Here is a 522-nt window from a genome sequence, read left to right on the forward strand (position 1 = left end):
TTGAACGCGCAGTTCAGCAGCGCTGCGGCTTTGGTGACCAAGTAGCGTGTTTAAGTCAGCCGCTTGAGGTTTCACCAAGTAGAACTTCGGAATCCATTCGTCAAAGTTCGCCAAAATATGTTCTGCATGGCTAGAGCCAGTCTCTTCGAGATGCTCTGCAATTAGGCCGCGCAAGTGCTCTTGGTGGATGTATAGATCCGACAGTGAAATGGCTTCCACCGATTCGTTGTTTACACGACCTTGGAAGTCTTGATTTTCATCCAACACGTAAGCAAAACCGCCCGTCATACCAGCGCCGAAGTTCACACCTGTGGCGCCAAGAATAGCCACAATGCCGCCAGTCATGTATTCACAAGCGTTATCCCCCGCGCCTTCGATTACTGCGATGGTGCCAGCGTTACGAACACCAAAACGCTCTCCTGCTTTACCCGCAGCAAACAGTTTTCCTCCTGTCGCGCCGTACAAACATGTGTTACCGATAATGGTGGCTTCGTTACATTTAAATGCAGTGCCTAGGTGAGG

Annotated in this window: 1 pseudogene; it reads right to left on the reverse strand. The window is 50.6% G+C overall.

From position 1 onward, the window contains the following. Positions 1 to 522 (reverse strand): annotated as a pseudogene (gltB, locus tag R7Z77_RS28340) (glutamate synthase large subunit); the annotation flags it as partial.

It is taken from the genome of Vibrio sp. 1401 (assembly GCF_033340295.1).